The organism is Microbispora sp. H10836, assembly GCF_012999525.1.
In the GTDB taxonomy this organism is placed as follows: Bacteria; Actinomycetota; Actinomycetes; order Streptosporangiales; family Streptosporangiaceae; genus Microbispora.
This window is the reverse complement of record NZ_JABBWU010000005.1, coordinates 41182-66461: the sequence shown is the minus strand read 5'-3', so window position 1 is coordinate 66461 and position 25280 is coordinate 41182. Positions and strand designations below refer to the sequence as shown.

The window sequence follows — 25280 nt, the reverse complement described above, 5'->3', positions numbered from 1 at the left end:
CAGGAGCCGTATGGATTCGGTGTGTTTGAGTCACGATTGTAGTCAAATTCAGGGATAAATCACCTCTGTCATCGTTTGTAATTACGGCCGGAGGCTTGGACCGGTTCCATGAGGGGGGTCCTCGCGCATGTCCCGTCCGATATCACTTTCGCCCTGCTCGTCGCCGTCTTGTGCGCGTACATATTGGTCGGGGCGAAAAGCTGGACCGCTCCAAAATGCCATGCTCTTTGTCTATCTCGACGCCTTATGCTCAAATTGCCCGGTGATGTGCGGGCTCTCGCATTAGAGCGACCCCGGAGCCTTATCCCTGAGATCAGCGCGAGAGGTTGCGCCAGTGAGGACAGCAACGATCGAGAGCGGTCGCCGCGCCGAGCCCGAACCGGTCCCCGAGCCCGCCGCCGGCGCGTCCTCCGTGGACGGCGGGCCCCCCGCCGATCCCGCGGTCGGCAACTCGATGCAGCTGAAGAACTGGCGGGTGCGGACCCGGCTCGTCGCGCTGATCGTGCTGCCCACCGTCGTCGCGGTCCTGCTCGGCGGCCTGCGGGTGACGAGTTCGATAGCCAGCGCCGCCGAGTACCAGCGGGTGCGCGACGCCGTCGAGCTCGTCGGCAGCATCGGCATGCTTCTCCACGAGATCCAGCTGGAGCGGGACCTGGCGATCGAGTACGTCGCGGGCGGCCGTCGTGACGGCGACCTGCTCACCCTCGTGAAGAACCAGCACGAGGCCGTGGACGCCGCCGCGCAGAAGGTGAGCGCGCGGGCCGAGACGAGCGGGGACGCGCTGGGCGGGCTCGGCCGGGAAGACCTGTCGCGTGCCCTGGCCCGGCTGGCCGACCTGACCGCGTTCCGGAAGATCGTGCTCGACACGCAGCTCCCGCCGCTGCGCGGCATCGAGAAGTACCGGCTCGTCACCGACGACCTGATGAAGCTGTACGACGCGGCGGGCCAGGGAGTGCCGGACGAGGGCCTGTACGCGAGCATCAAGGCGCTCGGGGCGCTCGCTCGGGCCAAGGAGGCGGTGTCGGAGCAGCGCGCGCTGCTCGCGGCGGGACTGGTCCGGCAGCGGCTCGACCAGGCGGAGCTCGACGCCTTCACCGGCGCGGCGGCCAGGGAGCAGAGCGAGCTGGCGGCGTTCACCGCCGTGGCCACCACCGACGAGCGGCAGCTCTACAACGACACCGTCACCGACCAGAAGGTGGACCGGGCGCGGTTCTTCGTCGACCGGGTGCTCTACCTCGTGAGATCCGGGCAGCCCATCCGCAACCTCAGCGGCAGGGGGACCGACGCCGACCTCTGGTTCGACGCGATCAGCGAGCAGGCCAACCTCATGCGCGACGTGACCGACGGACTGACCAAGTCCATCGTCAGCCGGAGCGCCGCCCTGCAGAGCTCCGACCGGAACGTCGCAGTGCTCAGCATCAGCATGGTCGTCGTCGTCCTGCTGCTGGTCCTGCTCATCACCGCCGTCATGGCGCGCTCTCTCGTACGGCCGCTGCGGCGGCTGCGCAGCGAGGCGCTGGAGGTCGCCGGGCACCGCCTGCCCACTCTGGTGCAGCGGCTGCGCGACTCCGAGGGCGGCGCGACGGGACAGGCCGAGGTGCAGCCGATCGGCGTGGTCTCCGCCGACGAGATCGGCGAGGTCGCGCGGGCCTTCGACGAGGTCCACCGCGAGGCCATCCGGCTGGCGGGCGACGAGGCCCGGCTGCGCAGCAACGTCAACGCGATGTTCGTGAACCTGTCGCGGCGCACCCAGACGCTGGTGGAACGCCAGATCACCCTGATCGACGGCCTGGAGCAGGGCGAGCAGGACGAGCAGCGGCTCGGCGACCTGTTCAAGCTCGACCACCTGGCGACCCGCATGCGCCGCAACAGTGAGAACCTCCTGGTCCTCGCCGGGCAGGAGTCCGCACGCCGCTGGAGCCGGCCCGTCGAGATCACCGACGTCATCCGGGCCTCGCTGTCGGAGGTCGAGGGATACGAGCGGGTGGTGCTCAACTTCCCGGGCGACGTGTCGATCGTCGGCCAGGCCGTCAACGACGTCATCCACCTGCTCGCCGAGCTGGTGGAGAACGCGCTGTCGTTCTCCCCGCGGGACACGAAAGTGGTGGTCTCGGGCAACCGGATCGACGGCGGCGGCGTGATGGTCTCCATCACCGACTCCGGCATCGGCATGACCCCCGAGGAGATCGGCCAGGCGAACTGGAGGCTGGCGAACCCGCCGGTGGTGGACGTGTCGGTGTCGCGGCGGATGGGCCTGTTCGTGGTCGGCCGTCTCGCCCTGCGCAACGGCATCAGGGTCCAGCTCAGGCCGCACGACGGAGGCGGGCTCACCGCCATGGTCCTGCTGCCGGAGTCGATCATCAGCCATCCGGCGTACCAGCCGGAGGCCTATCAGGGTGCGTTCGCCCCCGCCTGGAGCCCGCGGCAGGCCGTGGAGGGGACGGCGCAGCAGGGCATCGGGGGCTGGGGTCGTCAGCACGGGCCGGGCTCCGGGGTCGCCGCGCCGGCTCTCCACGATCCGCTCACCCGGATACGCGGCCGGTCGTCCGGCGTGGACGAAGCGGTGACCGGGCCTCTGCCCGCGGTGACCGGACCCGTCCCGGCGAGGCCCGGCGCGATGCCGGCGACGACAGGACCGGTCTCGATCTCCGGTCCGATACACGGCGCTCCCGTCGGCGCTCCCGTCCAGCCGGGCGGCGTGCGTCCGAGCGGGGCGGAGACCGGGCCGCCGGCGGCCGAGGAATACCTGCCGATCTTCGCCTCCGTCGAGTCCGCCTGGTTCCGCCGCGAGCCCGCCGGCGACACCGGATCGGGCTGGCAGGACACTTCGGCGGTCGACGCCGGCTGGCAGGCCGCGGCCGCCGTCGCCGAGAAGCCGGCGTCGGACGGCACGACCATCTCCGGCCTGCCCAAGCGGGTGCCGAAGGCCAACCTGGTGCCCGGTTCCGCGGAACCGCCCGCGGCGCCCGCGTCCCCGCAGCAGCCGCTCCTGTCGCCCGACCGGGCCCGCAGCCGGCTGGCGAGCTTCCAGCAGGGCGTACGGCAGGGCCGGGCGGTGGCCCGGGGCGAACTGAGCGAGGACGAGGGCTATCCGACGGCGAAAGGGGACGGCGCATGAGGGAGTTGAGCCAGGGGGCGCGCGGCCTGAACTGGCTGATCAGTGATTTCGCGAATTCGGTTCCCGGCGTGGCGCACACCGTGGTGGTGTCGGCGGACGGGTTGCCTCTGGCGTTCTCGCAGGGGTTTCCGAAGGACCGGGCGGATCAGCTGGCGGCGGTGGCGGCCGGGTTGATCAGTCTGACGCAGGGTGCCTCGCGGGTGTTCGAGGGTGGCCCGGTGACGCAGACGGTGGTGGAGATGCAGCGGGGGTTGTTGCTGATCATGTCGATCAGTGACGGGTCCTGTCTGGCGGTGCTGGCGGCGGCGGATTCGGATCTGGGTCTGGTGGCCTATCAGATGACGTTGCTGGTGGAACGCGCGGGTCAGGTGCTGACTCCCGCGGTCCGCGCCGAACTCCAATCCGTGTCCTACCCCCGGAGGTGACGCGATGGATCCATGGGGTCAGGACCCCGGTGCGGACCCGTGGGGACGGCAGCCGGGCGCTCCGATCCCCGAGGAGCCCGCCTCTCCGGTCCGCCCGTTCACCGTGACCGGCGGGCGTACGACGCCCCGCATGCAGCTCGCGCTGGAGGCGCTGGTCTCCTCCGCCACGACCACGCACTACGACCTGTCCACGAGGCCGCCGGAGCATCGGGCCATCGCCTCCCTGTGCCGTCAGGTGCGGTCGGTGGCGGAGGTGTCGGCGTTGCTGCGGATTCCGCTGGGTGTGGTTCGTGTGGTGATCGCGGACATGGCGGCGGAGGGGCTGGTGCATGTGCATCAGCCGCAGTTGGAGGCCGGTAAGCCGGATCTGAACTTGCTGGAAAGGGTGCTCAGTGGACTTCGCAGGCTCTAGCCGGGGGTTGACCTCGACGAAGATCGTCGTTGCGGGGGGCTTCGGTGTGGGGAAGACGACCTTCGTGGGGGCGGTTTCGGAGATCGTGCCGTTGACGACCGAGGCGGTGATGACGGACGCGTCGGCGGGAGTGGACGATGTGGGGTTGGTGCCGCACAAGACCACGACGACGGTGGCGATGGATTTCGGGCGGGTGTCGCTGGACCGGGATCTGATTTTGTATCTGTTCGGTACGCCGGGTCAGCATCGGTTCTGGTTCATGTGGGATGACCTGGTGCGGGGGGCGATCGGTGCGGTGGTGCTGGTCGACACCCGGCGGCTGGCCGACAGCTTCCCCGCGGTCGACTACTTCGAGGAGGCCCGCCTGCCCTTCGTCGTCGGCGTCAACGGCTTCAACGGGGAGTACACCCACAGCGAGGACGAGCTCCGCGACGCCCTCACGCTGTCGCCACGCGTCCCGATCGTCCGCACCGACGCCCGGGACCGGGAATCGGTCAAGAGCACCCTGATCACGCTCGTCGAGCACGCGCTGTCGTCCCATGTGGGCGCGATCCGGTGAGGGGACGGCCCGGTTCCTCCGGGATCTCACCACCGCGGCGCGGGCGTGAAAGCCGCGCGGGCGGATAGTCTGGGGAGACTGACTGTCCACCGACCCGTCCACTCGCTTCGAGGCTGGCCAAACACGTGTTCGAGACGCTTTCCGACCGGCTGACTTCGGTCTTCTCCTCCCTTCGGTCCAAAGGCAGGCTTTCCGACGCCGACATCGACGCGACCTGCCGCGAGATCCGCATCGCGCTGCTCGAGGCGGACGTAGCGCTGCCGGTCGTGAAGGACTTCGTGTCCCGGGTCAAGGAGCGGGCCCGCGGCGCCGAGGTCTCCCAGGCGCTGAACCCCGCGCAGCAGGTCGTGAAGATCGTCAACGACGAGCTCATCGAGGTGCTGGGCGGCGAGACGCGGCGGCTGCGCTACGCCAAGACCCCGCCGACCGTCATCATGCTGGCCGGTCTTCAGGGTTCGGGTAAGACGACCCTGGCCGGCAAGCTCGCCAGGTGGCTGCGCGACCAGGGGCACGCCCCGCTGCTCGTGGCCTGCGACCTGCAGCGGCCCAACGCGGTGCAGCAGCTCGCCGTCATGGCCGAGCGGGCCGGGGTGGCGGTGTACGCCCCCGAGCCGGGCAACGGCGTGGGCGACCCCGTCGCGGTGGCCCGGCAGTCCGTGGACCACGCGCGCCGCCAGCAGCACGACGTGGTCATCGTCGACACCGCCGGCCGCCTCGGCATCGACCAGGAGCTGATGAAGCAGGCCGCCGACATCCGCGACGCGGTCACCCCCGACGAGGTCCTGTTCGTCCTCGACGCCATGATCGGCCAGGACGCGGTCAGCACGGCCCGCGCGTTCATGGACGGCGTCGGCTTCGACGGCGTGGTGCTGACCAAGCTCGACGGCGACGCCCGCGGTGGCGCCGCCCTGTCGGTGCGGCACGTCACCGGCCGGCCCATCATGTTCGCCAGCACCGGCGAGAAGCTCGAGGACTTCGACGCCTTCCACCCCGACCGCATGGCGGGCCGGATCCTCGACATGGGTGACATCCTCACCCTGATCGAGCAGGCGCAGAAGACGTTCGACGAGCAGGAGGCCGCCAAGATGGCGGGCAAGCTCGTCTCCGGTGACGGCTTCACGCTGGAGGACTTCCTCGAGCAGATGATGATGGTCCGCCGGATGGGGCCCATCAAGAACCTGCTCGGGATGATGCCGGGCATGGGGCAGATGCGCGACCAGCTCAACCAGGTCGACGACCGCGACCTGGACCGCATCGCGGCGATCATCCGCTCGATGACCCCCGGCGAGCGCCAGGACCCGAAGATCATCAACGGCTCGCGGCGGGCGCGCATCGCCAAGGGATCGGGCGTCACGGTCACCGAGGTGAACAACCTGGTGGTCCGCTTCTTCGAGGCGCAGAAGATGATGAAGCGGGTGACCCAGGGCATGGGCATCCCGGGCATGCCCGGCGGGCGCAAGCAGAAGGCGCAGAAGCCCAAGAAGGGCCGTCGCGTCAGCGGCGACCCGCGCAAGGCCGCGCTCGGCAAGGCCGGCGCGAACGCGTCGTCGCAGGACGCCCCGAAGCTGCCCAAGGGCATGCTCGGCAACCTCGGCGGCGGCCAGCTGCCCCCCGGCCTGGAGCTGCCGCCCGGCTTCGACCCGTCGAAGCTGAAGCTGCCCGGCCAGAACTGACGGACCACGGCAGCCGGACCCGCCCGCCGTTCCCGGCCGGCGGGTCCCGCGTCACCGCCGGCCCGCGCGGTGCCTGCGTCAGGGCACGCGCAGGGCCGTCGGCAGGCCCGCGCAGGGCCGTCGGGGGCCGGTGCGGTGCCTGTCGAAGGCTCGCGAAGTGCCCTCAGAGGCTCGCGCGGTGCCCCTCAGAGGCTGGCGCGGTGCGTCAGAGGCTCGCGCCCGGGGCCATCGGCCTGGCGTCGATCCTGCCGTCGTCGCACACCGTCGCGCTGAACGGGACCTCAAGGTGCGCCACCTCGTCCGGCGGGATGATCATCAACCGGGCCGAGGCGGGGCAGCGGGTCTCGTGCCCGCTCGGCACCACCGTCCAGTGGAGCCGGGCATGCGCGCTGGCCCCGGGGCGCAGCGTGACCCGATGCGGGGTGACGCTCTCGCGGCGGGTGCGCGTCCGCAGCACGTCGCCCCGGCCGTCGATGAGGACGAGCCCGACGAAGCCGTACACCCAGCAGGTCTTCGCCGAGGTGTTGGTCAGCACCAGCGGCGCGTAGCGGTTGCCCGCCGCCGGGTCCTGCCGTCCCACCCTGGCCCGCAAGCCGGTCGTACGGCACCGCGCCGGGGCGGCACCCGCGGTGCGTGCGGCTGCGCCGTACCGGACCGACGCCGCGCCCGCCGGGGTGGCCCGTCCCGCGTCCGCGGCGGTGTCCGGTGTGGCCGCTGTGGCGTGCCGTGTCGTCTGTGGTGTCGTGTGCGGTGCCGTCTGTGCTGCCGGTCGCGGGGGCGTCTGTGTGACGGGGTGCGCGGCGGCCGCGGAGGGCGCGGCGTTCGTCGCGCAGCCGGTGGCCAGCAGGGCGAGGGCCGCCGCCCCCGCCGCCAGGGTCCTGCTCGTGGTGACTCGCATGTCCGGTTGGACGGCTCACCAGCGCGATCAGTTCGCATGCCCGTTCCGGAGACATGGGCACATCCGTGCCGAAATCAGGGCGGCGGTGGAACCGTCCTTGGCGGAGCATGGGGAATCATCTGGCAGAATGTCAGGCTGGAACATCGTGACCAGGCGGGTGCCCTCTCACCCCCGCCGGTCGCGCCTGTCCCTCGGGCGGGCTCCCGTCGTGCCCCACTCGATGAGACACCGCTCACCCACGCTCTAATGCAGGAGAGACCACACCCGTGGCAGTCAAGATCAAGCTCAAGCGGCTCGGAATGATCCGCAACCCGCAGTACCGCATCGTCGTCGCCGACGCCCGGAACAAGCGGGACGGCCGTGCCATCGAGGAGATCGGCCTGTACCACCCGAAGGAGAACCCCTCGCGCATCGAGGTGAACTCCGAGCGGGTGCAGTACTGGCTGGGCGTCGGCGCGCAGCCGACCGACCCGGTTCTGAAGATCTTCAAGCTGACCGGCGACTGGCAGAAGTTCAAGGGCGAGCCCGCCCCCGCCACGCCGCTCCAGGTCGCCGAGCCCAAGCCCGACCGGCACGCCGCGTACGAGGCCGCCGCCAAGGAGTCGCTCTCGGGTGACACCGGCGCCGCCGCGACCACGCCGAAGAAGGCCAAGAAGACCGTGAAGGCCGAAGAGACCGCCGAGGCCCCGGCCGCGGAGGAGAAGCCGGAAGGCGAGGCCTGAGGTGCTCGAGGAGGCCCTCGAGCACCTGGTCAAGGGCATCGTCGAGCATCCGGACGACGTCCGGGTCCGCGCGCGGCGCATCCGCACCGGGCGCGTTCTCGAGGTCCGGGTTCATCCCGACGACCTCGGCAAGGTCATCGGCCGTGGCGGCCGTACGGCCAAGGCGTTGCGCACCGTCGTCAACGCGTTGTCGAACGGCAAGTACGTGCGGATCGACCTGGTCGACCTGGAAGAGGCGCGCTGAGCCGAACTGACGCGTCCGGGGGACCCCGCACAGGGGTCCCCCGGCGTGTTTTCCGGCTCAGGATCGGTCTCATCCGGGCGGTTCGCGGTGACAGGCGGTTCGGACGGTGGCGTCCGAACCGTCGCGGAGAAGTCGCGTAGAAGTCGCGATAAAGCGGTAGCGGAGGTAGGCGACAAGTGCAGCTAGTCGTGGGCAGGATCGGCCGCCCGCACGGCGTGCGGGGCGAGGTCACGGTCGAGGTGCGCACCGACGAGCCGGATCTGCGCTTCGCCCCCGGGGCGACGCTGGCCACCGACCCGGTCTCGGCCGGGCCGCTGACCGTGGAGCGGGCCCGGTGGCACAAGGGGATCCTGCTGCTGACCCTGGCCGGTGTGGAGGGCAGGGACGCCGCGGAGGCGCTGCGCGGCACGCTGCTCGTCGTGGACTCCGCGGACCTGCCGCCGATCGAGGACCCCGACGAGTTCCACGACCACGAACTGATCGGCCTCACGGTGGTCACCACCGAGGGGGAGCGGGTCGGGGAGGTCAGCGACGTCCTCCACCACGGACAGGACCTGCTCGTGGTGGCCCGTCCGTCCCGTGACGAGGCGTACGTCCCGTTCGTCAAGGCGCTCGTGCCCGAGGTCGACCTCGACAAGGGAATCCTCGTCGTCGACGCACCGCCCGGCCTGCTCGACGCCGCAGAGGCGGAGTAGGGGCCGCACATGCGCGTCGACATCGTCTCGATCTTCCCGGAGTACTTCGCTCCGCTCGACGTGTCCCTCATGGGCAAGGCCCGGGAGCGCGGCATCCTCGACATCCACCTCCACCAGCTTCGGGACTGGACGCGGGACGTCCACAAGACCGTGGACGACACGCCGTACGGCGGGGGCCCCGGCATGGTGATGAAGCCGGAGGTCTGGGGTGAGGCCCTCGACGCTGTGATCGAGAACGGGCGAGCCGCCTCCGGGGAGGACGCGCTGCCCCGGTTGATCGTGCCCACGCCGAGCGGCCGGCCGTTCACGCAGGAAGTGGCGTTGGAGTACGCCGAAGAGCCGTGGCTGCTGTTCGCCCCGGCCCGCTACGAGGGCATCGACTCCCGCGTCGTCGCCGAGTACGGCGAGCGTCTGCGCGCCGACGAGGTGAGCATCGGCGACTACGTGTTAGCCGGGGGAGAGGCGGCCGTGCTGGTGATGGTCGAGGCCGTGGGGAGGCTGCTGCCGGGGGTCCTCGGCAACGCGCGCTCCGTCGCCGACGACTCCTTCGCGCCCGGTGCCATGGCCAACCTGCTGGAAGGCCCCGTCTACACCAAGCCCCCCGTCTGGCGGGGGCACGAGGTGCCGGAGATCCTGCTGTCGGGCCATCACGGCAGGATCGCCCGCTGGCGGCGCGACGAGGCCCTGCGGCGCACGCTGGCCAGGAGGCCGGAACTGGCCGCCCGGCTCGACCGGGACGGCCTCGACAAGCACGACCGGCGCGTCATCGAGGAGTTCGAGGAGCGCCCTGAGGAGCGCCGTGGGAAGTGCGGCGAAGAGCGCCCTGAGGAACGTCGTGAGGAGCGCCTTGAAGGGCGCCTTGAGGGGTGCCGTTCCGCCGCCGAATCCGGCACTGCGTTTCGCGCAGGGCCGGAAGGTATGGCAGACTGAATCGCTGCTGCCTACTTCGGCATGGCCGGGTGCGTCCCGGTCTGGACGCGGCAGACAAGACGTATCAAGCCAAGCACGCGTGTCCCCCTCGTCGCCGAGCCTCCGGCCCGGCCGGGTGGACCTCCGTGTGCCCATGTCAATGAGGAACCGACGCCATGCACACGCAGATCCAGGAGATCGAGAAGGCTGCCCTTCGCAGCGACGTACCGGCTTTCCGCCCGGGTGACACGCTGGAGGTCCACGTCCGCGTCGTCGAGGGCAACCGGTCCCGCATCCAGGTGTTCAAGGGCTTCGTCCTGCGCCGCCAGGGCGGTGGCATCCGTGAGACGTTCACGGTCCGCAAGGTCAGCTACGGCGTCGGCGTCGAGCGCACCTTCCCGGTTCACAGCCCCGTGATCGAGAAGATCAACGTGCTCACCCGCGGCGACGTCCGCCGGGCCAAGCTGTACTACATGCGTGACCTGCGCGGGAAGGCCGCGCGCATCCGCGAGAAGCGCGAGGCGCAGCCGGCCGGCAAGTAAGGCTTTGAAGATCGTGGTCCGTGCCCCAGGCGCGGGCCACTTTCTTTTTGCCGGTGATGCGGTGTCCCCGACGCTCGCCGTCGTGGACATCATCTAGGCTCAGCAGCGATGGCTAGCGAGGGACAGGGGCCGGGCACGCGCCGCCCCGCCGAGGACGGGGTGGACGTGGTCGCAGAAGACGTCAAGCAGAACGCCGAGGACGGGAAGAAAAAAGGCTCGTTCTGGCGGGAGTTGCCCGTTCTGATCGTGGTCGCCCTCGCCCTGGCCCTGCTGATCAAGTCTTTTGTGGTCCAGGCGTTCTACATCCCGTCCGAGTCGATGGAGAACACGCTCCTCATCAACGACCGCGTGCTGGTGAACAAGCTGGTCTACCACGTACGCGACATCGAGCGCGGTGACATCGTCGTGTTCTCCGGGGTGGACTCCTGGGACCCCGAGGTGAAGCTCGAGGAGCCGTCCAACCCCATCGCGGCGGGGCTGCGCTGGCTCGGCAACGCGTTCGGGGTCGTGCCGGGGGAGAAGGACTACATCAAGCGCGTCATCGGCGTGCCGGGCGACAAGGTCAAGTGCTGCGACAAGCAGGGCCGGGTCACAGTGAACGGCGTGCCGCTGGAGGAGAAGTCGTACCTGTATCCCGGTGACGAGCCGTCCGGGCGCGAGTTCGAGGTCACCGTCCCGCCGGACCGTCTGTGGGTGATGGGCGACCACCGCTCGGTCTCCTGGGACTCCCGCCTGCACATGGGTGACCCGGGTGGCGGCACCATCCCCGCCGACAAGGTGATCGGCCGTGCCTTCGTCATCGTCTGGCCGTTCGACCGGGCCAAGATCCTGCCGATTCCGGAGACGTTCGCGCAGCCGGCGCTCCAGGCGGCCCTCGGGGCCGCGCCGTTCGTCGCGGGCCTCGCGGGGGCCGTGCCGCTGGTGGCCCTGCGCAGGCGGCTGGCGAGGCGGACGTGACAGAGCCGGAGGAGACAGCCGTGGGAGACGCCGACGAGAGTCGCTTAGGAACCGCAGGGCCGGCCGGGGCGGCGGACCGTGTTCCGGAGGCGGCGGCGGTGCGGGCCGGGGGAGAAGACGAGCGGACCACCGGCGACGAGAAGGGCCGGCCCGCGAAGAAGAAGGGCTCCGGCCTTCTGGAGACCCTCCTGTACGTGCTCGGCGGGGTCGTCGTCGCCCTGCTGGTCCACGCTTTCCTGCTGCAGTCGTTCTACATCCCGTCGGAGTCGATGCAGAACACGCTCCTGGTGGACGACTACGTGGTGGTCAACAAGCTGGCGTACAAGCTCGGCCCCGTGGAGCGCGGCGACATCGTGGTCTTCAAGGGCTGGGACGGCGAGGACACGATCAAACGGGTGATCGGCGTCGGTGGCGACCACGTGAAGTGCTGCGACGCCAAGCGCCGCATCACGGTGAACGGGACGCCGCTGGACGAGGAGAACAAGTACCTCTACCCGGGGGTCTATCCCTCCGGCCGCGAGTTCGACGTCAAGGTCCCCAAGGGGCGGTTGTGGCTGATGGGCGACCACCGGAACAACTCGGCGGACTCGCGCTCCAACATGGAGGACGGGCATCAGGGCACGGTCTCCGAGGACGACGTGATCGGACGGGCGTTCCTGCGCTACTGGCCGCTGAACCGGATCTCGTTCCTGTCCCGGCCCGAGACTTTCTCCGCCGTACGCTGATCTCACCTGCGGCTTTGCCGCTGATGACGGTTCCGGCCGTATCGCCGGTCCTGAATGGGGCGTAATCTGCTAGTCGTCATGACAGCTGTCTATCGCCCGCGCCCGAGTGTCGTACGACGGGACTCCGGACTTTACGGCTACGAGCGGGCCCTGGCCCGGCGGGGGTTCACGCCGGTCGCCGGGGTGGACGAGGCCGGGCGTGGCGCCTGCGCCGGGCCCCTGGTAGTAGCCGCGGTGGTGCTGGGGCGGGAGATCGACGGACTGACCGATTCCAAGCTCCTGACCGAGGCCGTCCGTGAACGCCTCTACGAGCGGATCACGGCGACCGCCCGGGCCGTGAACGTGGTCGTGATCCCTCCCGAGGAGATCGACGCGCGCGGCCTGCACAAGTGCAACGTCGCGGGGATGCGGCGGGCCGTCGCCGGGCTGGGTCTCGTACCCGGTTACGTCCTCGTGGACGGTTTCCCGGTGGCGGGGCTGCCCGCGCCGTCGCTGGCGGTGTGGAAGGGCGACCAGGTCGCCGCGTGTGTGGCGGCGGCCTCGATCGTGGCGAAGGTGACGAGGGACCGGCTGATGCACGGCCTCGACGAGATCTATCCGCAGTACGGCTTCGCCCTGCACAAGGGGTACGTGACTCCCGGCCACCGGCGGGCCCTGGCCCGGCATGGCCCGAGCCCCCACCATCGGTTCTCGTTCGTGACGGTGGCCAGGGTGACTCGTGGGACACGGATCCCGGCCGAGGGCCTGTGGACGGGGCAGGATGAGGACATGCGCGAGAATGAGGTCGGGGCCGGTGTCGTCTGAACGGGGCCGGTGCCTGCGGGGGATCTCGACGGGGCGTGGAAGAGGAGGACCGGGATGAGCGCGGAAGATCTCGAAAAGTACGAGACCGAGATGGAGCTGCAGCTCTACCGGGAGTACCGCGACGTGGTCGGCCTGTTCACCTACGTGGTCGAGACCGAGCGGCGCTTCTATCTCACCAACTCCGTCGATCTCGACGTGCGCACCGCCGAGAACGGTGACGTCTTCTTCGATGTGAAGATGCAGGACGCCTGGGTCTGGGACATGTACCGCCCTGCCCGTTTCGTGAAGAACGTTCGGGTTGTGACCTTCAAGGACGTCAACATCGAGGAACTGGCCAAGCCCGACCTCGAGATGCCCAAGGAGGGCTTCTCGAGCTGACCATGCCCGGAGCCTGTCCCCAGAACGGCGTTCGGCCGCTCTGCGCAGGCCTGCGGGGCGTCATCGTCGTGGCATGCGTCTCGTCGCGTACGTGCTCGTGCTGTCCATGCTGACCGTGGCCCTCACGCGTCCCCGCGATGCCGCCCTCGTGCCGGTCGCCGCCCCGGTCCTCATGGGGCCTCACGCGGCCGTCGGGACGGCGAGGGCGCGCGGGACCGAGGAGGCCGCGGCGCCCCGGCCTCGTGGCGTCACGCAGCCGGTCATGCCGGACCTGCAGGGCGCACGGGCCCTGCAGGTCACGCCCGGCGCGCCGGGCAGGACGGGGCAGCGTGACGCGTCCGGGTGGCGGTGGCCGCTTTCCGGGCCCGCACGTCCGATCAGGCGCTTCGATCCGCCCGCGCAGCGGTGGCTGGCCGGTCACCGGGGCGTGGACCTGGCCGCACGGCCCGGGGAGAAGGTGATGGCCGCAGGAGCGGGAACCGTCGGCCTGGCCGAGCGGATCGCCGGCCGAGGAGTCGTGACGATCTTCCATCCCGGTGGCCTGCGCACCACCTACCTGCCGGTCCGCGCCCTGGTCCGGCCCGGTGACGTCGTCGCGGCCGGTCAGGTCATCGGCACCGTCGAGGAGGACGGCGCCGCGCACTGCGCCGCCTCCTGCCTGCATTGGGGACTTCTGCGCGGGCGCCTCTACCTGGACCCGCTCCTGCTGTTCGGCCGGGGGCAGGTCCGCCTCCTGCCCCGATGGTCCGCCAGCGGAGCCCGTCCGAGTCCATGGTGAGCCGGTTCGGCCTCCCGGGCGGCCGGACGCGCCCCGGCGGTGTTCCGGCGGTGTTCCGGCGTTCGCTTCGGCCGGTCGCGGGCACGGGTGCCTCCGGCCGCGGCGGGCCTGGTTCGCCTGGCGTGCGCACTGGAGCACCGGTGGGGCGTGGCGCCGGGGGAAGCCCGGCCCCTGGTGACGGTTCGAGCTGACGGGCGAAAGGATTCCGGCAGCCGCAGGAGGTTCCCGGCGGGCTGACGGACGACACGCGTCCGCGATGGTCAGGCGCGGGGATGGGCCTGGCGGTAGGCGGCCCGCAGCCGCTCGATCGACACATGCGTGTAGATCTGTGTGGTGGCCAGGGACGCGTGCCCGAGCATCTCCTGCACGGATCGTAGGTCCGCCCCGCCTTCGAGCAGGTGCGTGGCGGCGGTGTGGCGCAGCCCGTGCGGGCCCATGTCGGGTGCCCCCTCGACCTGCGCCAGACGGGCGTGCACGACGCGCCTGACGGTCCCCTGGTCGATCCGGCCTCCCCGTACGCCGAGGAAGAGCGCGGGGCCGCTCCCTTCGCGCACCCACAGGGGTCTGCCCCGGACGCACCAGGCGTCCAAGGCGTGCAGCGCGGGCAGCCCGAAGGGCACCGTCCGCTCCTTGCGTCCCTTGCCCAGCACGCGCACTGTACGGCGGTCCCGGTCCACGTCGTCGACGTCGAGGCCGCACAGCTCGCTCACCCGTATGCCGGTCGCGTACAGCAGCTCCAGCATCGCCCGATCGCGCAGGTCCCTGGGGTCGCCAGGTCCCTGCGTGCTGAGGACGGCCTCGGCCTCCGTCTGGTCCAGCACCTTCGGCAGCCGGCGTTCGGCCTTCGCCGTGCCGAGGAGCAACCCGGGGTCACTCGCCAGCCACCCCCGCCGGTGGCAGAAGGCGGTGAAGACGCGGACACAGGCGGAACGGCGGGCGAGCGTCGCCCTCGATCGTCCGGCCTGGTGCTGGTCTCCCAGCCAGTCGCGCAGGACGGCCACGTCGAGACCGGACATGTTCTCGTGCCCGGCGGCCCTCATGTGGGCGATCAGCGAGGAGATGTCTCCCAGGTACGCCCTGGTCGTGTGCGGCGACAGGTCGCGTTCGAGACGTAGATGCCGCTCGAACCGCTCCAGGACGGCGTCGAACTCCCCGAGCCCCTGCCCTTCGCCCGCTGCCACGGCGCGTCCTTCCCCTCGTTTCCCGCTCGATGGGCACGGTCGCCGCCGCCCGCCGGCGCCTCGTAACCCGGTGCCGCGGCGAGGGACCGGCCGGGTCCCATCTCTTGTGGTCCTATTGCCCACGAGCGGCATCCGATGCGCATGAGCGTCTCGTTCCCGCACGCCGTGGGGAAGGAACACGGCCACGACCCGCATGCTATACACGGGCCTCGTTCCCGGGCGGGCCGCTGCGCGCGGTGTCGCCGGTTCATTCGCGTGCTTCGGGCCGCAGCCGCCACCCCCGGTCCACGTTCTCGACGAACCCCGCGGCGGCCAGGGCGCCGAGGCAGGCGAGCGCGGTTCCGATGTCCACACCGGCGGCGACGGCGATCGCGGCGGGACCCGTGGCACGCCGTGCGGGAATCGCTTCGAGCACACGCCTGGTCTCGTCGTTCAGTCCGTCACGAGGCCGCACGGGTCCGCGTCGCTCCGGTGCGAGGTCGTCACCGATGAAGCCGACGAGTTCGACGATCTCCTCGGGCGCTGTGACGCAGACGGCCTTGCCCTGACGGATCAGGACGTGGCAACCCGCGGAGACGTCGGTGGTGATGGGGCCGGGAACGGCCATCAGATGCCGGTTCAGGCCCCAGGCGTGAGTGGCCGTGTTGAGCGCACCGCTGCGCGCGGCCGCCTGGACGACAACGGTTCCCCGCGACAGGGCCGCGATGACCCGGTTGCGGATGAGGAACCGCAGCCGGGTGGGGTGAGCGCCCGGCGGCCACTCGCTGATCACCACGCCCTGCTCGCGCACGGCACGGAACAGGTCTTCGTGGGCGCTGGGATAACACACGTCCGTCCCGCAGGCGAGCACGACGACCGTGGGGGTCCCGGAGGCCAGTGCGCCCCGGTGGGCGGCGCCGTCGATCCCGTAGGCACCTCCGCTGACCACGGTCCACCCACGTCCGCCGAGGCTCATGGCGAACTCGGCCGCCACGGTCGTGCCGTACGCGGTCGCGGCCCTGGCTCCGACGACGGACACCGAGCGCAGGCAGGAGAACCGCAGGTTCGCCCGTCCGTCCACCCACAGGCCGAACGGCCGGGCGTCCCCGAGGTCGTCGAGCTGAGTCGGCCATTCGGAGTCACCCGGGACGACGAGCCGCGCTCCTCGCTGCCTGCCTTGTGCCAGGTCGGCCGCGGGGTCCGAGTAGCGGGCCGCCCAGGCGGCCGCATGCCGGCCGAGATCGAGAGGGCGCGGGGAAGCGTCGGCGCGGTCCCTCTCGTCGCGCGCGAAGCCGGGATCCAGTACGCCGCGTCTCGCCTGCCGCATTGCGCCCACCGGACCGTAGCGGGCGATCAAGCGGCCCATCACCGCGTCGCCCGCCTCGGCCATGCGCATGATCGCCACCCGGGCCAGCCGCTCCGCCCTGTCCGGCCCGCCCGCGTCGTCCCCGGCCGAGCCATCCATGTTCCCGGCCAGGTCGTCGTTCTCAACCGCGTCCGTCGTGTTCCCGGCTGGGCCATCGACGTTCCCGGCCGTGCCGGGCGTGCCCGCCGCCCGGGCGAGGGCGTCGACGGCCGGCCCGTCGTCGGCGGCGCGGAATTCGGTCGCTTCCATCAGTCCACTCCGAGCCATAGTGCGAGGGCCGCCGAAGTCTCGGTCTGGCCCGGACGGTCTTTCCCGGCGAGATCCGCGAGCGTCCAGGAGACGCGGAGCACGCGGTCCAGGCCACGTGCGCTGAGCGTGCCAACGTCGAGGCCCCGGTGCAGCGGGGCCATCGCGGTGTCGGGCAGGCGGAGGTCGCGGTGCAACGCGGACGAGGAGACCTCGGCGTTGGTGCGCCAGGGGGTGCCGGACAATCGCCTGGCGGCCCGTTCGCGCGCCAGTCTCACCCGCTCGGCCACGGTCGCGCTGGTCTCCACGAAGTGCCGGTCCGCGAGCAACTCGGCACGGGTGGCTCGGCCGATCTTCATCTTCACGTCGACGCGGTCCAGCAGCGGACCCGAGAGCCGGTCGAGATAGCGGCGCCGCCCCGCGGGGGTGCACCTGCAGGGGTGTCCAACCGTTCCCTGCAGGCCACACGGACACGGATTGGCCGCCAGGACCAGCGTGAACCGGGCGGGGAACGTGACCGCGCCGACAGCCCGTGCGATCGTCACCGTTCCGGACTCGAGAGGCTGCCGCAGGGAGTCGAGCACGGTGGTCGCGAACTCCGGGGCCTCGTCGAGGAAGAGCACGCCCCGGTGCGCGAGCGACACCGCTCCGGGCCGCACGACGCCTCCGCTTCCACCGCCGACGACGGCCGCCATCGTCGCGCTGTGGTGCGGGGCCATGAAGGGGGGCCGGGTGAGCAGTGGGCGCCCCGCCGGAAGCGTTCCGGCCACCGAGTGAATGGCGGACACCTCAAGCGCCTTCTCCTGGTCGAGCGGCGGAAGGAGGGTGGGCAGGCGCTCGGCGAGCATGGTCTTGCCGCTCCCCGGTGGGCCCAGCATCCACAGGTTGTGCCCGCCGGCCGCGCACACCTCCAGCGCCTTACGGCCCATCGGCTGCCCGGCCACATCGCACAGGTCCGGCCACGGCGGGCCCCCGGCGTGCGCGATGTGCTCGGCGTCCCGCGACAGTGAGGCGGCCTCCGCCACGACCGGAAGCCGGTGCAGGTCGCCCGAGCGGAGCCATCCCACCAGTTCGCCGAGCGTGGCGACGGGAACCACGGTGAGGTCGGGCACGAGGGCGGCCTCGGCGGAGTTGAGCGCGGGCACCACGACCGTGCGCACCCCCGCCTCGGCGGCGGCGAGCGCGGCCGGCAGCACGCCCCGGACCGGACGGACCCGCCCGTCGAGACCGAGCTCGCCGAGGAACATCGGCGCCGCGATCCGCTGCGCGGGCACGGCGCCGGCCGCGCCGAGCACCGCGATCGCGATGGCCAGATCGAAGAGCGAGCCCCGCTTGGGCAGCGTGGCCGGGGACAGGCTCACGGTGACCCGCGCGTCCGGCCAGGCGAACCTGCTGTTGATCAGCGCGGATCTCACACGGCCCCGGGCTTCGCTGATCGCGGTGTCGAGAAGCCCGATGAAGTGCGTTCCGGCGACGCCGGGGCCGACATCGGCCTCGACCTCGACGAGGCGCCCGGTGACGCCCACGAGGCCGACGCAGTGCGTCCGGGCGACGGGCATCTCAGACCACCCCGCGTTCGTGCCGGAGAGAGAAGTCGCCGGCGAACCGCTCGATCGCGATCACGTCGATCCGTATCGTGTCGAAGCGCTCGGTGCGCGTGGCGAGCCATCTGCCGGCCAGCACCCGCAGGCGCAGCAGTTTCGCGCCGGTCACCGCCTCGAACGCGGTGCCGTGGCTGCGCCCGGAGCGGGTCTTCACCTCCACGATCACCAGCGCGTTGCCGTCGCGGGCGACGATGTCGATCTCGCCCTCCGCGCAGCGCCAATTGCGGTCGAGTACGTGCATGCCTTTCGCCGTCAGAAAGGTCACGGCGAGTTGCTCGCCCTGCCTGCCCAGCCGATCCTTCGCCGCCATGGGACCACCTCCGGCGCAGACGATCGCCGACCCGGCCTCCCGCCCGTGCCACCGAACCTCTTTCTGTGGACAAGCGCGGGGGACAAGCGCGGCACGCGGGTCGGTGGCTGTGGACGGGCGGAGAAAGCCGCAGGTGAGCAGGGAGAGAGCGCTCTTGCCGTCCACAGGCGAGGCCAGGGGCGGAAGCGGGAGGGGCGGCCGCGGGCAGACTGCGACAGGCATGAATACTTGCCCGGGTCCCCCGGAGGCGGGTGGCGGCTCCGCTTCGACGGAGCATGCCGCCGGGCATCGGAAGTGAGGAGACGGCAGTGACCACGAAAGTGATCAGGGAGCTGGGCGCGAGCGCCGGGGTCGCCCTGCCGGATGTCCGGGTCACCGGAGATGATCCCGTGCTGCCGTCCGTCTTCCCCATCGGCACGATGGCCGCGGCCTCGGCCGGCGCCCTCACCGCCGCCGTCGCCGCGTACGCCGCGCGAACTGTCGTGCGGACCGAGGGGAGGGGCGAGGAAGGGCTCGGTGGCCCGGAAGCGTCTCGCGGTGTGCACCACGACCTGGACGTGACGATCGATGTCCGCCATGCCGCCGTGGCCTTCCAGAGCGAGCGGCATTTCCGCACCGACGGGAAGGGCATGGACGTCTGGGCCGCGCTCTCGGGGGACTACCGCGCATCGGACGGCTGGGTGCGGCTCCACTGCAACTTCGACCATCACCGCGACGCCGCCGTGCGCGCGCTCGGGCTGCCCCCGGGTTCGGGCAAGGAGGACGTCGCAAGGGCGTGTGCCGGCCGTGCGGCGGTCGACATCGAGGAAGCCGTGATTCGCGCGGGCGGCTGCGCGGCGGCGATGCGGAGCAGGGCGGAGTGGCTCGCGCACCCGCAGGCCCGGGCGCTGGCCGGTCTTCCTCTTGTCGGCGTCTCCCGGCTGCCCGACGGGGAAGGGGACGGCCGGCCGCGCGGAGGCGGAACCGGCCGCGATGAGATCGGCCGCAGCGAGTCCGATCACAGCGAGTCCGATCGCAGCGGAACCTGCCGCGGCGGGAGCGGTGGCGGGACCGGCCATAGCCGGACCGGCCCTTCCACGGAGGGCCGCGCATGGGCCGGGGAGATGCCTGCGGACCCCGCCACCGGCCTCCCGGCCGGGCCGCATCGACCGCTGAGCGGCATACGGGTGCTCGACCTGACCCGCGTGATCGCCGGACCGGTGGCCGCGCGGGCGCTCGCGGCGTACGGCGCGGACGTGCTGCGTGTGGGCGCCGCGCACCTGCCGGAGGTGCCGGGGCTCGTGGTGGAGACGGCGTTCGGCAAGAGGTCGTGCCACATCGATCTGCGGTCGGAGGCGGACAGGCTGCGCGACCTGGTCCGCCAGGCCGACGTGGTCGTGCAGGCGTACCGGCCAGGGGCCCTGCGGGCCAGGGGTTTCGGGCCGGACGACCTCGCCGCCCTGCGGCCGGGCATCGTCTGCGTCGACATCTCCGCGTACGGCGGGCGCGGGCCGTGGGCCTCGAGGAGAGGATTCGACAGCCTCGTCCAGATGGCGTGCGGAATCGCCCACGAGAACGGCGACGGCCTGCGGCCCAGCCCACTGCCCGCGCAGGCACTCGACCACGGCACCGGTTACCTGGCCGCGTTCGGCGCGGTCGCGGCGCTGCTCAGGAGGGCGGCCGAGGGCGGTTCCTGGCACGTCGAGGTGTCGCTGGCGAGGACCGCGGCGTGGCTCGACGAGCTCGGCAGGATCGACGCGGAGGGGGTAGTGCGGCAGCCCCCGGTGGACGATCTGCTGGCCACGATGGACAGCCACTTCGGCACGCTCACCTATGTGAGGCCGCCCGGCGCCGCGGACGGCGCGCGGCCTCACTGGACGAGTCCGCCGCCCCGGCAGGGGGAGCACCCCGCCTCATGGGCCCCGGTCTCCTGAGTCCTCCTCCTGAGTCCTCCTCCTGAACGTCGGCCTCCGGAATCCCGGCCCCCTGATGTGGAGTCAGCCGCGTGGCCGTCGAGGCGCGTGGTGACGAGACGGGGTGCTGATCCGGCAAGGGTCAACTGAAGGAGCGGATCCGGGTAGACTGTTCGACGGCCTGCTAGGCGGGCCGAATTCGCACGCCCACTCACGAGCCGCCTTCTCGGTCCGGACCACGTCCGGTGGAAGCGGCTCGGGGCGTCAGGGCGCGGGCAAGACGCCCGCGTGACCAACCGAGACCGTGCCCGAGGGCACACGACCATGGAGGACCATCACCATGGCCCCTGTCGTCACCATGCGGCAGCTGCTGGAGAGCGGCGTCCACTTCGGCCACCAGACCCGCCGGTGGAACCCGAAGATGAAGCGCTTCATCTTCACCGAGCGCAACGGCATCTACATCATCGACCTGCAGAAGTCGCTGTCGTTCATCGACCGTGCCTACGACTTCGTGAAGGAGACCGTCGCGCACGGCGGCACCATCATGTTCATCGGCACGAAGAAGCAGGCGCAGGAGTCGATCGTCGAGCAGGCGTCGCGCGTCGGCATGCCGTACGTGAACCAGCGCTGGCTGGGCGGCATGCTCACCAACTTCTCCACCGTGCACAAGAGGCTCCAGCGGCTGAAGGAGCTCGAGGAGCTCGACTTCGACAACGTGGCCGGCTCCGGGCTCACCAAGAAGGAGCTCCTGATGCGCCGCCGCGAGAAGGAGAAGCTGGAGCGCACCCTCGGCGGTATCCGTGACATGGCCCGCGTCCCGAGCGCGGTCTGGGTCGTGGACACCAAGAAGGAGCACATCGCGATCAACGAGGCCAAGAAGCTCGGCATCCCGGTCGTCGCGATCCTGGACACCAACTGCGACCCGGACGAGGTCGACTACCCGATCCCGGGCAACGACGACGCGATCCGCGCCGTCAGCCTCCTCACTCGCGTGATCGCCGACGCCGTCGCCGACGGCCTCATGACCCGTGCGGGCGCCGGCCGCGGTGACGAGAAGCCCGCGGGCGTCGCCGCCGCCGAGCCGCTGGCCGAGTGGGAGCGCGAGCTCCTCGAGGGCGGCGAGGCCGCTCCGGCCGCCGAGACCGCCGAGGCTCCCGCTGCCGAGACCGCCGAGGCCCCCGCCGCTGAGGCTCCGGCCGCTGAGGCTCCGGCCGCCGAGCAGCCCGCGCAGGACGAGCAGGCCTGAGGTACGACCATGGGTCCCCGCCGGGCGCGGCGCCTCCGGCCGGCCGCGACGGGCGGGGATCTCCCAGGCAGCGACCTGGTTCCGGTGCGGTAGGGACACACCCCCCGCACTGAGGGCTTCACCGGGTGGGCGCTCGGCAAGGGTGCCCACCCCCCAGACGATTCATCCGGGTCCCGAAGAGGAAATTGGACAATGGCTTCCGTAAACATGGCCGACGTCAAGCGCCTTCGTGAGCTGACCGCCGCCGGCATGATGGACTGCAAGAAGGCGCTCGAGGAGTCCGAGGGCGACTTCGACAAGGCCGTCGACATCCTGCGCCTGAAGGGCGCCAAGGACGTCGGCAAGCGCGAGGCCCGCACCGCCTCGAACGGCCTGGTCGCCGTCAAGCACGAGGGCGACTCCCTCGCGGCGCTGCTGGAGCTCAACTGCGAGACCGACTTCGTCGCCAAGAACGAGCGCTTCCAGGAGCTCGCGGCCGAGATCGTCGGGCACATCGTCGCGACCAAGCCCGGCGACGTGCCGACCCTGCTCGAGTCCCAGCTGAACGGCAAGACCGTCAAGGAGCTGCTCGACGAGGCCAACGCGGCGCTCGGCGAGAAGATCGAGATTCGCCGGTTCTCGCTGCTGGAGGGTGGCTTCATCACCTCCTATATGCACAAGACCGACCCGCAGCTCCCGCCGGCCGTGGGCGTGCTCGTGCAGCTCGACACGCCGAACGCCGAGATCGCCAAGGACATCGCCCAGCACACCGCCGCGATGGCGCCGAAGTACCTGAGCCCCGCCGAGGTGCCCGCCGAGGTCGTCGAGAAGGAGCGGTCGCTGTTCGAGCAGATGACCCGCGAGGAGGGCAAGCCCGAGGCTGCCATCCCGAAGATCGTCGACGGCCGGATCAACGGCTGGTACAAGGACTTCACCCTGCTTGAGCAGGCGTTCGTGAAGGACAACAAGAAGACGATCAAGAAGGTCGCGGAGGAGGCCGGCGTCAAGGTCCTGGCCTTCACCCGTTACAAGGTCGGCCAGGCTTAGGCTTACTGCCAGGAGCTTTTCGACCCGCGCTGACTACCGAGGAGGCCGCCGCCGTGCAGGAGAACACCAGACCCGCCACGCCGGCGGCTTCGTCGTACGACGGGACGCTGCGCTGGAAGCGGGTGATGCTGAAGCTGTCGGGCGAGGCCTTCGCGGGCGGCGAGTCGCTCGGCATCGACCCGCGTGTCGTCGCCCAGCTGGCGGACTCGGTCGCCGAAGCGGTCCGTGAGGGCGTGCAGGTGGCGGTCGTCGTCGGCGGCGGCAACATGTTCCGCGGCGCTGCGCTGTCGCAGGGCGGCATGGACCGCGCCCGGGCCGACTACATGGGCATGCTCGGGACCGTCATCAACTGCCTCGCCCTGCAGGACTTCCTGGAGAAGCGCGGCATCGACACCCGCGTACAGACCGCGATCACGATGCAGCAGGTCGCCGAGCCGTTCCTGCCGCGCCGCGCGATCCGCCACCTGGAGAAGGGGCGCGTGGTGATCTTCGGCGCGGGCCTCGGCTCGCCGTTCTTCTCGACCGACACCTGCGCGGCGCAGCGCGCGCTGGAGATCGGCGCCGAGGCGTTGCTCAAGGGCACCCAGGTCGACGGTGTGTACGACTCGGACCCGCGCAAGAACCCCGACGCGGTCCGGTTCGACCAGCTTGAGTACGGTGAGGTGCTGACGCGGGGTCTCGGGGTCATGGACGCCACCGCGATCAGCCTGTGCATGGACAACGGCCTGCCCATCGTGGTCTTCGACCTCATGGGCGAGGGCAACATCCTCCGGGCGGTTCGTGGTGAGAAGATCGGCACGCTGGTGAGTCCGGCAGGGAAGTAGGGAGCCGCAGTGATCGACGAAACCCTCCTCGAGGCCGAGGAGAAGATGGACAAGGCGGTGACGGTCGCCAAGGATGACTTCGCGAGCATCCGCACCGGCCGCGTCACGCCCTCGATGTTCAACAAAATCACCGTTGACTACTACGGGTCGCCGACACCGATCCAGCAGCTCGCGTCGTTCCACGTCCCCGAGGCGCGCATGGTGCTCGTGCAGCCGTACGACAAGGGCTCGCTGAACGCGGTCGAGAGGGCCATCCGCGACAGCGACCTCGGCGTCAACCCGAGCAACGACGGCACCGTGATCCGCGTGGTGTTCCCCGAGCTGTCGGAGGAGCGCCGCAAGGAGTACATCAAGGTCGCCCGCAACAAGGCGGAGCACGGCCGAGTGTCGGTACGGAACATCCGCCGGCACGCCAAGGAGATCCTCGACAAGCTCGTCAAGGACGGCGAGGCGGGCGAGGACGAGGTCCATCGCGCGGTCAAGGAGCTCGACGACCTCACCCAGAAGCACGTCGCGAAGATCGACGAGCTGCTGAAGCACAAGGAAGCCGAGCTGCTCGAGGTCTGACGACGCGGCCCGGCACCCGGGCCCGCAAGGCACGACCGTGATCCTTGTGCCGCACCGCGAGAGCGGGCGGCACAAGGATCACGCGTATATAGAGAGTGGGACGCTGTGGACGGAACTGCTGCCGCCGGCGACCGGAACCCGGCGGGGGGCCCGGCGGGCCCCACAGGTGCCGGACACGGTCCCGAGTCGGGTGGCCGCACCGGCGCCGGTCCGGGCGCCGGGCAGGCTTCCGCGTCGAACGGCCTCGCCGGTGCCGGCGCGGACCGTGGCGCCGCCCAGAGCGGGGTCGCCGGTTCCGGTGCGGGCACGGCATCCACGCCGGGCGGTCTCGGGGACCCGGAAGGAACCGGTGCTTCGGGCATGCAAGGTGACGCCGCCAAGAAGTCGTCGGGCCGTACGGGCCGCAACCTCCCGGCCGCCGTGGGGGTCGGCGTCGCGCTCGGCGCGGCGGTCATCGGCTCGCTCTACACCGTCAAGGTCGCCTTCCTGGTCGTGGTCCTGCTGGCCGTCGGCGTCGGCATACACGAGATCGTCAAGGCGTTCGGCGGGTTCGGCATCCGGGTGCCGCTGCCGCCCCTGCTGGCCGGCATGGCGGCCATGGTGCTCGGGCCCTACTGGGGCGGCACGACGTTCCTGGTCGGCGCGTTCGGCGTGACCGTGATGGTGCTGCTGGCCTGGCGCATGTTCCAGGGGGCCGAAGGCTTCGTCAGGGACGCGACCGCCGCGGTGTTCGTCGCGGTCTATCCCGCGCTGCTGGCGGGCTTCGTGCCGCTGCTGCTGGCTCCCGAGGACGGGCCGGACCGTGTGATCGTCTTCGTCGCGGTCACCGTCTGCAGCGACATCGGCGGCTACTTCGCCGGGATCTTCCTCGGCAAGCACCGGATGTCCCCGCTCATCAGCCCGAAGAAGACCTGGGAGGGCTTCGCCGGGTCCACCCTCGCCTGCGTCGTGGGCGGCGCGTTACTGGTCCACTTCCTGTTGCGGGGCGAGTACTGGGAAGGCGCCGTCGTCGGCCTGGCCGGAGTGGTGTGCGCGACGCTCGGCGACCTGGTCGAGTCGGTCATCAAGCGAGACATCGGCATCAAGGACATGGGCACGCTGCTGCCGGGGCACGGCGGGGCCATGGACCGCCTCGACTCGCTGCTGTTCACGCTCGTCCCCGTGTGGCTGCTGCTCACGCTCCTGGTCCCGGTCGCCTGA

Annotated in this window: 25 protein-coding genes and 1 pseudogene; 21 read left to right on the top strand and 5 right to left on the bottom strand. The window is 71.0% G+C overall.

The window, feature by feature from the left end:
• Positions 1 to 334 precede the first annotated feature (334 nt).
• The 5 genes from HHX30_RS11730 (at position 335) to ffh (ending at position 6187) form a co-directional block, all read left to right on the top strand.
• Positions 335 to 3118: a nitrate- and nitrite sensing domain-containing protein gene (locus HHX30_RS11730; protein WP_311922328.1), complete on the top strand. Its 2784-nt coding sequence runs from the start codon at positions 335 to 337 to the stop codon at positions 3116 to 3118.
• A complete protein-coding gene (locus HHX30_RS11725; RefSeq protein ID WP_169981939.1) occupies positions 3115 to 3543 on the top strand; it encodes a roadblock/LC7 domain-containing protein in 429 nt (142 codons plus the stop codon). The genes HHX30_RS11730 and HHX30_RS11725 overlap by 4 nt, the downstream gene beginning before the upstream one ends.
• A gap of 4 nt (positions 3544 to 3547) precedes the next feature.
• Positions 3548 to 3955 (top strand): DUF742 domain-containing protein, encoded by a 408-nt coding sequence (locus tag HHX30_RS11720; RefSeq protein WP_169981938.1) that lies wholly within the window; start codon positions 3548 to 3550, stop codon positions 3953 to 3955.
• 7 nt (positions 3956 to 3962) lie between these two features.
• Positions 3963 to 4514 carry an ATP/GTP-binding protein gene (locus tag HHX30_RS11715; RefSeq protein ID WP_169981937.1) on the top strand — a complete coding sequence of 184 codons (552 nt, stop codon included), beginning with the start codon at positions 3963 to 3965 and terminating at the stop codon, positions 4512 to 4514.
• Between the two features lie 125 nt (positions 4515 to 4639).
• Positions 4640 to 6187 (top strand): signal recognition particle protein, encoded by a 1548-nt coding sequence (gene ffh, locus HHX30_RS11710; protein WP_169981936.1) that lies wholly within the window; start codon positions 4640 to 4642, stop codon positions 6185 to 6187.
• 205 nt (positions 6188 to 6392) lie between these two features.
• Here the strand turns inward: ffh and HHX30_RS11705 are convergent, their stop codons facing one another.
• Positions 6393 to 7085 carry a DUF4232 domain-containing protein gene (locus HHX30_RS11705; RefSeq protein WP_169981935.1) on the bottom strand — a complete coding sequence of 231 codons (693 nt, stop codon included), beginning with the start codon at positions 7083 to 7085 and terminating at the stop codon, positions 6393 to 6395.
• Between the two features lie 266 nt (positions 7086 to 7351).
• On the opposite strand from HHX30_RS11705, the gene rpsP reads away from it, so the two are divergent.
• The 10 genes and pseudogenes from rpsP (at position 7352) to HHX30_RS11655 (ending at position 13839) form a co-directional block, all read left to right on the top strand.
• Complete coding sequence (rpsP, locus tag HHX30_RS11700) at positions 7352 to 7807, top strand: 30S ribosomal protein S16 (RefSeq protein ID WP_169981934.1); 456 nt, start codon at positions 7352 to 7354, stop codon at positions 7805 to 7807.
• A 1-nt stretch (position 7808) separates the two neighbouring features.
• Positions 7809 to 8051: an RNA-binding protein gene (locus HHX30_RS11695; RefSeq protein ID WP_079320659.1), complete on the top strand. Its 243-nt coding sequence runs from the start codon at positions 7809 to 7811 to the stop codon at positions 8049 to 8051.
• A 176-nt stretch (positions 8052 to 8227) separates the two neighbouring features.
• On the top strand, positions 8228 to 8746 hold the full coding sequence (gene rimM, locus HHX30_RS11690) for a ribosome maturation factor RimM (protein ID WP_169981933.1): 519 nt from the start codon (positions 8228 to 8230) through the stop codon (positions 8744 to 8746).
• A gap of 9 nt (positions 8747 to 8755) precedes the next feature.
• A pseudogene (gene trmD, locus HHX30_RS11685) lies at positions 8756 to 9520 on the top strand (tRNA (guanosine(37)-N1)-methyltransferase TrmD); the annotation flags it as partial.
• A gap of 311 nt (positions 9521 to 9831) precedes the next feature.
• Entirely contained in the window at positions 9832 to 10197 is a 366-nt protein-coding gene (gene rplS / locus HHX30_RS11680; protein WP_169981931.1) for a 50S ribosomal protein L19, read from the top strand.
• 108 nt (positions 10198 to 10305) lie between these two features.
• Positions 10306 to 11154, top strand: a complete 849-nt coding sequence (gene lepB, locus HHX30_RS11675; protein ID WP_169981930.1) for a signal peptidase I — start codon at positions 10306 to 10308, stop codon at positions 11152 to 11154.
• Between the two features lie 20 nt (positions 11155 to 11174).
• Positions 11175 to 11879 (top strand): signal peptidase I, encoded by a 705-nt coding sequence (lepB, locus tag HHX30_RS11670; RefSeq protein ID WP_310742371.1) that lies wholly within the window; start codon positions 11175 to 11177, stop codon positions 11877 to 11879.
• 78 nt (positions 11880 to 11957) lie between these two features.
• Positions 11958 to 12683, top strand: coding sequence for a ribonuclease HII (locus HHX30_RS11665; RefSeq protein WP_169981929.1), 726 nt, complete (start codon positions 11958 to 11960; stop codon positions 12681 to 12683).
• 54 nt (positions 12684 to 12737) lie between these two features.
• Positions 12738 to 13061, top strand: a complete 324-nt coding sequence (locus tag HHX30_RS11660) for a DUF2469 domain-containing protein (protein WP_036327164.1) — start codon at positions 12738 to 12740, stop codon at positions 13059 to 13061.
• A gap of 73 nt (positions 13062 to 13134) precedes the next feature.
• Positions 13135 to 13839, top strand: a complete 705-nt coding sequence (locus tag HHX30_RS11655) for a M23 family metallopeptidase (protein ID WP_249349935.1) — start codon at positions 13135 to 13137, stop codon at positions 13837 to 13839.
• A gap of 260 nt (positions 13840 to 14099) precedes the next feature.
• Here HHX30_RS11655 and HHX30_RS11650 read toward each other — a convergent pair whose 3' ends face one another.
• The 4 genes from HHX30_RS11650 to HHX30_RS11635 form a co-directional block, all read right to left on the bottom strand.
• A complete protein-coding gene (locus HHX30_RS11650) occupies positions 14100 to 15020 on the bottom strand; it encodes a tyrosine recombinase XerC (RefSeq protein WP_311922327.1) in 921 nt (306 codons plus the stop codon).
• 247 nt (positions 15021 to 15267) lie between these two features.
• A complete protein-coding gene (dprA, locus tag HHX30_RS11645) occupies positions 15268 to 16614 on the bottom strand; it encodes a DNA-processing protein DprA (RefSeq protein WP_169981928.1) in 1347 nt (448 codons plus the stop codon).
• Positions 16614 to 18170, bottom strand: coding sequence for a YifB family Mg chelatase-like AAA ATPase (locus HHX30_RS11640; protein ID WP_169981927.1), 1557 nt, complete (start codon positions 18168 to 18170; stop codon positions 16614 to 16616). Before HHX30_RS11640 ends, dprA begins: the two co-directional genes overlap by 1 nt.
• 1 nt (position 18171) lies before the next feature.
• A complete protein-coding gene (locus HHX30_RS11635) occupies positions 18172 to 18525 on the bottom strand; it encodes a YraN family protein (RefSeq protein WP_169981926.1) in 354 nt (117 codons plus the stop codon).
• Positions 18526 to 18833: 308 nt separating this feature from the next.
• Between HHX30_RS11635 and HHX30_RS41545 the strand changes: the two genes are divergently transcribed.
• From HHX30_RS41545 to HHX30_RS11600, 6 genes are all read left to right on the top strand, one after another.
• The gene (locus tag HHX30_RS41545; RefSeq protein ID WP_311922326.1) at positions 18834 to 20438 is read left to right on the top strand and encodes a CoA transferase; all 1605 of its coding nucleotides are present in this window, start codon (positions 18834 to 18836) and stop codon (positions 20436 to 20438) included.
• Between the two features lie 319 nt (positions 20439 to 20757).
• The gene (gene rpsB, locus HHX30_RS11620) at positions 20758 to 21663 is read left to right on the top strand and encodes a 30S ribosomal protein S2 (protein WP_169981925.1); all 906 of its coding nucleotides are present in this window, start codon (positions 20758 to 20760) and stop codon (positions 21661 to 21663) included.
• Between the two features lie 192 nt (positions 21664 to 21855).
• Positions 21856 to 22689 carry a translation elongation factor Ts gene (tsf, locus tag HHX30_RS11615; protein WP_169981924.1) on the top strand — a complete coding sequence of 278 codons (834 nt, stop codon included), beginning with the start codon at positions 21856 to 21858 and terminating at the stop codon, positions 22687 to 22689.
• A 53-nt stretch (positions 22690 to 22742) separates the two neighbouring features.
• Positions 22743 to 23513 (top strand): UMP kinase, encoded by a 771-nt coding sequence (gene pyrH, locus HHX30_RS11610; protein ID WP_169953526.1) that lies wholly within the window; start codon positions 22743 to 22745, stop codon positions 23511 to 23513.
• A gap of 9 nt (positions 23514 to 23522) precedes the next feature.
• Entirely contained in the window at positions 23523 to 24080 is a 558-nt protein-coding gene (gene frr, locus HHX30_RS11605; protein ID WP_169981923.1) for a ribosome recycling factor, read from the top strand.
• 360 nt (positions 24081 to 24440) lie between these two features.
• On the top strand, positions 24441 to 25280 hold the full coding sequence (locus HHX30_RS11600) for a phosphatidate cytidylyltransferase (RefSeq protein WP_169981922.1): 840 nt from the start codon (positions 24441 to 24443) through the stop codon (positions 25278 to 25280).